This window comes from Actinophytocola sp. (assembly GCF_036402745.1).
Taxonomy (GTDB): domain Bacteria; phylum Actinomycetota; class Actinomycetes; order Mycobacteriales; family Pseudonocardiaceae; genus Actinophytocola.
Window position 1 is genome coordinate 1 of record NZ_DASWSJ010000063.1, and the last position, 7757, is coordinate 7757.

Below are 7757 nucleotides of genomic sequence, written 5' to 3' on the forward strand. Positions count from 1 at the left end.
TCGTCGACGTGCAGAGCGCCATTACCGGTCACCCGGACGACGTCGAGCATCTGCCCGACCGGGGTGCTCACGCCAAGCGCTTTGATCCGCTCGATCCGCTTGTCGAGCGCCAGCTTCTTCGGTGCGTCGGGGTCCAGGTGCTTGATCAGCCGTTCGACCGTGGCGCGGGCCAGCGCGGCACCGGCGCGGCGAGACACCACGGCGACTGCTGCGGCCTCCTCGTACAGGGCCCGCACCTCATCCGGCATGTCGACGTGGGGCCGCGAGCCGCGCCGCGTCAACGGGTAAATCATCTGCTCACCTCGCCACACCGACGGGCGTCGACACCGTGCGCAGGTTGCTATGTTCCAGCTCGCGTTATCGAACGAACTGATACCGCCCCTGGCGGGAACACCAATCATGTTCCAGTCCATGTGGGCGTACGCACCACAGCGCGGGCAGTCGAACGCCTGCCGCTCCACCTCCGGGCGGTGCGGATCGTCAGGCTCTTCGTCAGGCTCATCGGGTTCGTCGATCACAGGCGCGTCGAGGTCGTCCATAGTCCCGGACCGTAGCGGGCAGCACTGACGCTCCCGCCTCCCGCACCAGCGCGGAGTCGCGTGATCTGTTGGCTGTTTGGCTTGGGCGGGGAGCTGGGCCGGGGCGGGTTGCCCACGGTCCCGCTCGTGATGCTCCCGACGGTCGGCGCAGCCTACGAATGCCCATCGGAGGTGAGTCCAAGGACTGAATGAGACTGCAAATGAGACTGACTCATGGCGGCCCGGGGCTGACATCGCGTCAACCCGACTCCATAATGCCTGGTCAGATGTGCGGAGGCGGAGGGATTTGAACCCCCGGACCCTTGCGGGTCTCCTGTTTTCAAGACAGGTGCATTCGGCCGCTCTGCCACGCCTCCCTCGCGAGCCAGGGTAGCGGGCCGCCGCTCGTGGCGGTCAGTCCAGGGGACGCGGCCGGGGTGATCTGGTAGCCGCCGGACGCCGGCCGGCGCGCTAGCTAGCCGGGCAGCCGGCTGGCGATGCCGTCCAGCAGGAAGCCCAGGACCTGCTCGAACTGGTCGTCCGGGGACGGGCCGCTCGGGTTGGCCAGCCACCGCGCCAGCGTCGGGTAGCGGCCCTCGGCCAGCTGGTGCATCTCGGCGATGGCGGGCATGAGCTCGGCGGGCTCGGTGCGTGCCTCCGTCGCCTCCTGCAGGCCGCTGCCGTAGATGTGCCGGGCGATCATCGCGGCGTGGGTCATGGCCTCGGGCAGGGTGGCGCCGGCCTCGGTGAGCGCGGTGAGCATCAGCTCGAGGTGGGCCATCTGGTGCGGGCCGGCCGGCGGTCTGGTGTGCACCAGCTCCGCGTACCAGGGGTGCCGCTTGATCATGGCCCGGGTCGCCAGGGCCAGCCGGCGCAGCGCCGGGCGCCACTCGCCGGGCTCGAGCGGGACCTCGGCGGTCGCCGCGTCGAGCATCAGGTCGATGAGGCCGTTCTTGTTGTGCACGTAGCGGTACAGCGCCATCGGCGTGTAGCCGCCGAGCCGGTCGGCCACCGCCTTCATCGTCACCGCGGCCGCGCCCGACTCGTCGGCCGTCGCGATGGCGGCGGCGACGATCGCGTCGCGGTCGAGGGTCTGCTGGCGGGGCGGGGGATCGGTCCAGATCGACACAGGACGAGTATATCTCGTATAGCTCTGGTATATGTTGTAAACATGCGAATGGGAATCGTACGGGGGATCAGCTACGGGCTCTTCGGTGAGCCCGACGAGTTCGTGCCGCAGGCCAGAGCGCTCGGCGCCGGCCTGGTGCGGGCCTACGTCTACTGGAGCCAGGTCGAGCCGCGGCCCGGCGAGCTCGACTTCCGCGTCGTCGACGCGCTGCTCGACCAGCTCGACGGCGCCGAGCTCTGGCTCACCGTCTGCTCCAGCTCGTCCTGGGCCACCCAGGTGCCGTCGGACTTCCTGCCGCCGTCGCCGGCCAAGGACCGCGCGCGGTACCGCGCGTTCGTGCGCGCGCTGGTCGAGCACTGCGCCGGCCGGGTGAGCTTCTGGCAGTGCGACAACGAACCGAGCAACGCCGGGCTGCTCTGGGCCGGCACGGCGCAGGAGTACGTCGGCCAGCTCGCCGAGTTCCACGCCGCGGTCAGGGAGAAGGACCCCACGGCGAAGGTCGTCCTCGGCGGCTGCGGCTACGACGTCCTGTCCAGCGAGCCGGGCAGTGAGCCGCGCCTGTTCTTCCAGCACCTGCTCGCCGAGGGTCGCGAGCTGTTCGACGTGTTCGACGTCCACCTCTACGGCGACCCCGCCGCCATCCCGTCCTATGTGGACGACGTGCGGAAGATGATGCGGGACAACGGCTACGAGAAGGAGGTCGTGGCCGGCGAGTACGGCGGGCCGGTGCTGTTCGAGTTCCCCGAGCTCGGGCCGATCCTGGAGCAGACGATGACGGCCGCGTTCGCCGAGCAGGCGGGCGAGCGGGCCGGGCAGGCCGGGCAAACCACGCACAGCGTCGGCGAGCTCGTCGGGCGCGCGGGCCAGGACACCCCCGAGCGCCGCGCGATGACCGGCCTCTACGCGCGGGCCGCCGAGCTCCCGGACCGGCTGCGGATGTTCCTCGAGGGCTGCCCGCCCGAGCTCGACGCCAAGCGCGACCGGATCAACTGCCGCCAGGTCGTCACCCGCAACCTCCTGGCACTCGCCGCCGGCATCCGGCTCACCAACTACTGGAACCTCGCCCCCGAGGTGCCCGTCATGCCGGAGCCCTACCAGCTGATGCACCTGCTGTTCGGCAAGCTCGTCCTGCTCCGTTACGACGAGGACGGGCGGCTCACCCGCCGCAACCCCGCCGCCGACACCTTCGCGTTGCTCGCCGAGCACCTCCGCGGCACCACCGCCGTGACCCGGCGCGGGGACGGCTACGTGTTCGACGTCGAGCGCGCCGGCCGGCCGCAGCTGCTGGTGGCGTGGGACCACCGCGACGCGTTCGACGGCGAGGACCAGCCACCGGTCGAGGTCCGGCTGCCATGGCCCGGCGAGAAGGCCGCCGCGGTGGACGCATTCGGCACCCCGCTGCCGGTCGCGGTCGGGGGCGGTGAGTTGCGCGTCGCGCTCACCGATACGCCCGTTCTCGTTACCTGACCCTGTTGCCCTGGCGATCCGCAGGGCTCGCCGCGACGGATGTCATCGGTCGACAGACAAGCCGGTCCGACAGTTGCGGGATCCCGCTGAGCCCGCCGATGAGGGTGGCCGCGTGCTCCATCCGCGTCGGAAGTGGATCGTCACGGCTACGTTGCATGACAGGGCTTTCCGTGGACCTTCATCACGGTGTGGCAACGTCGCCACCCAGCGTATGGGGCGCATGGACGGACAGCCAGGCGACGACCGCCTGGCCCGGTTCTCGTGCGGATCCGGTCCGTCACCCAGCGTGCTGAGCGGCCATTTGTCTTATGTGGCAACGGCAAAAGGAGCAACCGCGGCCGTTGATCGTGGGCTATGGTCCGTCCCGCCTACTCGGAGGGTCGCAAATGGATACTCGGCTCGGTCGTCGTGCCTTTCTGACCGGGGCCGCCGCGGTGGCGGTGGTCGCGTTCGATCCCGGGGGGCTCGGGTGGGTCACCGAGGCAGACGCGAGCCCGGGTGGGATCACCGTGCCCGGGCTCGACGGCGAACTGGTCGTCGACCCCGCGTCGCGGGCCGAGGCAGCCGACGACTACGGGCACATCGTGCACCGCACCCCCGTCGCGGTGCTGCGGCCCGGCTCGGTGCGCGACATCGTCACGATGGTCCGCTTCGCCAACGCCCACGGGCTGCGGGTCGCGATGCGCGGCCGGGGGCACTCGACGTTCGGCCAGGCGCAGGTGGCCGGCGGCGTCGTGATCGACTCGCGGACGCTCGCCACGATCCACCGCATCGACGCCGACCGCGCGGTCGTCGACGCCGGCGTGGCTTGGCTCGACCTCATCCGGGCCACGCTCGCCCAGGGCCTGACCCCACCGGTGGCCACCGACTACCTCGGCCTCTCGGTCGGCGGCACGCTGTCGGTCGGCGGGATCGGCGGCGCCACCTCGCACTTCGGCCTGCAGGTCGACAACGTGCTGGCACTCGAGGTCGTCACCGGCGACGGCCGGCTGCTGCGTTGCTCGCCGACCGAGCACAGCGAGCTGTTCCGCACGGTGCTCGGCGGGCTCGGCCAGTTCGCGATCATCGTGCGCGCCACCGTCCGGCTGACGCCGGCGGAGACCACGGCCCGCGTGTACAACCTGTTCTATCCCGACCTCGCGTCGATGACCGCGGCCCAGCGCACCGCGCTGGCCGACCGCCGGTTCAGCTACCTGGAGGGCCAGCTGATCCCGGCCGAGGGCGGCGGCTGGCAGTACATGCTCGAGGGCGTCGCGTACTACACCCCACCGTCCACACCGGACGACGCGGCGCTGCTCGCGGGCCTGGGCCCGGTGTCGAGCCAGATCGCCGAGATGCCCTACTTCGACTGGCTGAACCGGATCTACGCGCTCGTCGAGCAGCTCAAGCCGCTGCGCCTGCCCGGCCCGTGGATCAACGTGTTCCTGCCCGACCAGGCGACCGACGCCTACGTCGGCGACGTGCTGGCCAACCTGGCCCCGGCCGACGCGGGTGGCGTGGTCCTGCTCTACCCGGTGCCCCGCGCGGAGATCACCCGCCCGCTCGTGATGCTGCCGGACAGCCCGGTGGTGTTCCTGCTGGCCATCCTCCGCGCGGTGAGCCCACCCAACGACGCCGACGTCCAACGCCTGCTGGCCGACAACCGCGTGCTGTACGACGAGGCCCGAGCGGTGGGCGGCACCCACTACCCGGTAGGCGCGATCCCCCTGACCCCCGCCGACTGGCGCGCCCACTACGGCTCGCGCTACGCCGAGGTCGCCCTGGCGAAACAACACTTCGACCCGAACCACGTGCTCACCCCGGGGCAGGGCATCTTCCACCAGCCCTAGGAGTCAGCCCTGGTCGACGCTGTCCGGGGTCTCGTCGAGCTTGAGGGGGCGGCGGGTCGTCGGCAGCCACGGCAGCGCGCGCTCCTCGTCGGCGAAGCGGACCTGGTCGCGCCCGTTGTGCTTGGCGGCGTACAGCGCCGAGTCGGCGGCCGAGAGCAGGCCGTCCACAGTGTCCTCGGCGACCTCCGGGTAGATCGCGATGCCGATGGACACGGTCAGCCCCTCGATCAGGCCGCCGTCGCCGTCGGTGACCTGGACCTGGTGCATGCGCCTGCGGATCCGCTCGGCCACGGCCAGCGCCTCGGCCTGGTCGACACCCGGCAGCAGCACGGCGAACTCCTCGCCGCCGAACCGGCCGACCGCGTCGCCGCGACGGATGGACGTCGTCAGCAGGTGCGCGACGCGGCGCAGCACGGCGTCGCCGGCGAGGTGTCCGTAGCGGTTGTTGACCTCGGAGAACAGGTCGAGGTCGAGCATGAACAGGCCCACCGAGCCGTCCGGTTCCTGCCGCGCCCGCAGCAGCTCGGCCTTCGCCTGCTGGTGCCACGCGGTCGCGTTGAGCAGGCCGGTCTTGTCGTCGGTGCGCGCGGCGAGCTGCAGCTGGTGCAGCAGGACGGTTCGGTGCAGCGCGACGACAGGCACGATCATCAGCACCGCGAGCCACGGCTGGCGCACCGCGGCGAGCGCGACGAACACGCCGAGCACGAGCTGGCCGGCCTCGAGCAGGTTGTCCGCGCCGCTGCCGATCGCCTCCCACACCCGCTTGAGCCGCGCGGTCAGCAGGATCACGACGCCGACGAGCAGCGTGTTGACCGTCCACTCGACACCGATCGCGGCGACCACGAGCAGGCCGTCGACCCAGCTCAGCGGCTCCTGGCCGGCGAGCCGGTCGCTGAGCCCGGTCGCGTTGACCAGCCAGACGACCGCCAGCGCGGCGAGCGTCATCATCGCGATGGTGAACACCGTGCGGTGCGGCGGGCGGCCGGCGTCCCAGCGGCCGACGAGCCACCAGCGGTGCACGTAGATGCCGATGACCAGCAGCGTGACCGGGAGCGGCGGGAGGAGCAGCGCGCCGGCGAAGGTCCAGATGCCGCACAGGTCGACGTGCGGGGTGTGGCTGTGGTCGCGGCGGATGCGCTCGACGGCGTTGCTGAGGTGCAGGTGGACGCCCGCGCTGGCGGCGAGGACCGCGGTGACCAGCCACTGGTCGCGGGTGCCCGGTTCGCGGACAGCCGTCCAGACGGCGATGACCAGTGCGACGGCGTCGATCGTCAGGACATAGCCGAGGGCACGCGGGGGCAGGCCCCACACCTTCCAGCCCCGGACGATCGCGATCAGGCCACGACGTCGGTGGGCCGCAACGTCACCCAAACGTGCTCCCGGAGTCACCTCGTGCGGTAGTTCGACTGAGGCGGACAGTAGCCGCCGGTAGCGCTGGTGTCAGCCCCTGAACCGATGCACCCCGGCCCCGGGCTGGACCGTCACCGCGCGCAAGTCATCATCGTTAATGACTACGCCAAGGAGGTGACACGGGATGCGCGACAAGATCTGGTGAAACACTCTCAGTTGTCAGCGTTCAGTGCGGCGGCCACGCGGCGCGGGTCCACTCGGGCCCACGCTGCGGCCGCGTTCACAGCGAAGATCAGCCCCGCGACCCCCGCGATCGCGATCGCCGTGCTCGATCTGCCGAGCAGCTCGGCGAGCACCCCACCCGCGGCCACGCCGAAGCCTTGCGCGGCGACGAGCCCGGAGCGGGCGAGTCCCAGCGCCTGGCCGCGCTGGTGGTCGGGAACCAGCTGGACGAACGTGGCGCCGGCGGTGACCTGGTAGGCGGAGCAGGCGCCGGAAACCGCCAGGAGGCAGAGCGCGACCGCGAGGGACGGCGCGAAGGCATAGCAGGCCAGCGGTAGGGCGGTGCCGATCGCGAGCAGGCCGAGCAGTCGTAGGCGCCGTTCGGTGGACAGCTTGCCCAGCAGCCACGCGCCGACGACCATCCCGGCCGGGTCCGCGGCGAGCAGCCACCCCACGGCCGCGACCCCCACCCCGACCTCCGCGGCGAACGGCGCGGCCAGGCCTTCCGGGACGACGGCGAACCCGGCGAGCCAGGCCAGTCCGACGAGGGCACGCAGGCGCCGGTCGCCCCAGATGAGCCGGGCGCCGCTGCGTACCTGGAGTGCCATCCGCTGGCCCTGCTCGCCGCTGGCCGGCCGGGCACGGACGCCGGCCCGGATGAGCGCGGCGGAGAGCAGGAAGGTGACGGCGTCGACGGCGAGTGCGGTGTGCGTGCCCACCCAGGCGACCATGATCCCGCCGACCGCGAACCCGGCGAGGAGCCCGGCCTGGTGGGTGATCAGCAGCACGCGCTGGCCGCGCTCGAACCGCTCGCCGGGCAGCACGTGCGGCAGCGTCGCCCCCTGCGCCGCCGCGAAGGGCGCGTCCGCGAGCTGCACGACGACGAGCAGGGCCGCGAGCAGCGCCAGCGGTGCCCCCGGCAACGCCATGACCCCGACGAGACCGGCGCGGGCGAGGTCGCAGCCGACCATGACCGCGCGCCGCGGGTACCGGTCGGCGAGCCCGCTGAGCAGAACCCCGGACAGCAGGGCGGGAAGCTGGGTAAGCGCGTACATCGCGGCGGTCCAGCCAGCCGACCCGGTCCGCTGAAAGACGAGGATCGACAACGCGACCCGAGCCAGCTGATCCCCGACGATCGACTGCGCCGCAGCGGCCCAGAGCACCCTGAACTCGGCGACCGAGAAAACCCCCGGCGGCCTGCCGCCCTCACTCACCCGGGGGACTCTAGCCCGCGCACCCCGA

The 7757-nt window shown here is 71.8% G+C and carries 6 protein-coding genes and 1 tRNA gene; 2 read left to right on the forward strand and 5 right to left on the reverse strand.

Annotation, left to right across the window (positions count from 1 at the left end):
- The 3 genes from VGD70_RS06445 to VGD70_RS06455 form a co-directional block, all read right to left on the reverse strand.
- A partial coding sequence (locus VGD70_RS06445) for a DUF4145 domain-containing protein (RefSeq protein ID WP_331079103.1) occupies positions 1 to 539 on the reverse strand: 539 nt, incomplete at its 3' end.
- A gap of 271 nt (positions 540 to 810) precedes the next feature.
- A tRNA-Ser gene (locus tag VGD70_RS06450) sits at positions 811 to 895 on the reverse strand.
- A 98-nt stretch (positions 896 to 993) separates the two neighbouring features.
- Positions 994 to 1647 carry a TetR/AcrR family transcriptional regulator C-terminal domain-containing protein gene (locus VGD70_RS06455; protein ID WP_331079104.1) on the reverse strand — a complete coding sequence of 218 codons (654 nt, stop codon included), beginning with the start codon at positions 1645 to 1647 and terminating at the stop codon, positions 994 to 996.
- A gap of 42 nt (positions 1648 to 1689) precedes the next feature.
- On the opposite strand from VGD70_RS06455, the gene VGD70_RS06460 reads away from it, so the two are divergent.
- A complete protein-coding gene (locus tag VGD70_RS06460) occupies positions 1690 to 3114 on the forward strand; it encodes a hypothetical protein (protein ID WP_331079106.1) in 1425 nt (474 codons plus the stop codon).
- A gap of 386 nt (positions 3115 to 3500) precedes the next feature.
- Entirely contained in the window at positions 3501 to 4943 is a 1443-nt protein-coding gene (locus VGD70_RS06465; RefSeq protein WP_331079108.1) for an FAD-binding protein, read from the forward strand.
- A 3-nt stretch (positions 4944 to 4946) separates the two neighbouring features.
- Here VGD70_RS06465 and VGD70_RS06470 read toward each other — a convergent pair whose 3' ends face one another.
- Together VGD70_RS06470 and VGD70_RS06475 are read right to left on the reverse strand one after the other, a co-directional pair.
- Positions 4947 to 6314 (reverse strand): GGDEF domain-containing protein, encoded by a 1368-nt coding sequence (locus VGD70_RS06470; protein ID WP_331079110.1) that lies wholly within the window; start codon positions 6312 to 6314, stop codon positions 4947 to 4949.
- A 191-nt stretch (positions 6315 to 6505) separates the two neighbouring features.
- On the reverse strand, positions 6506 to 7729 hold the full coding sequence (locus VGD70_RS06475; RefSeq protein WP_331079112.1) for an MFS transporter: 1224 nt from the start codon (positions 7727 to 7729) through the stop codon (positions 6506 to 6508).
- Positions 7730 to 7757: the final 28 nt, after the last annotated feature.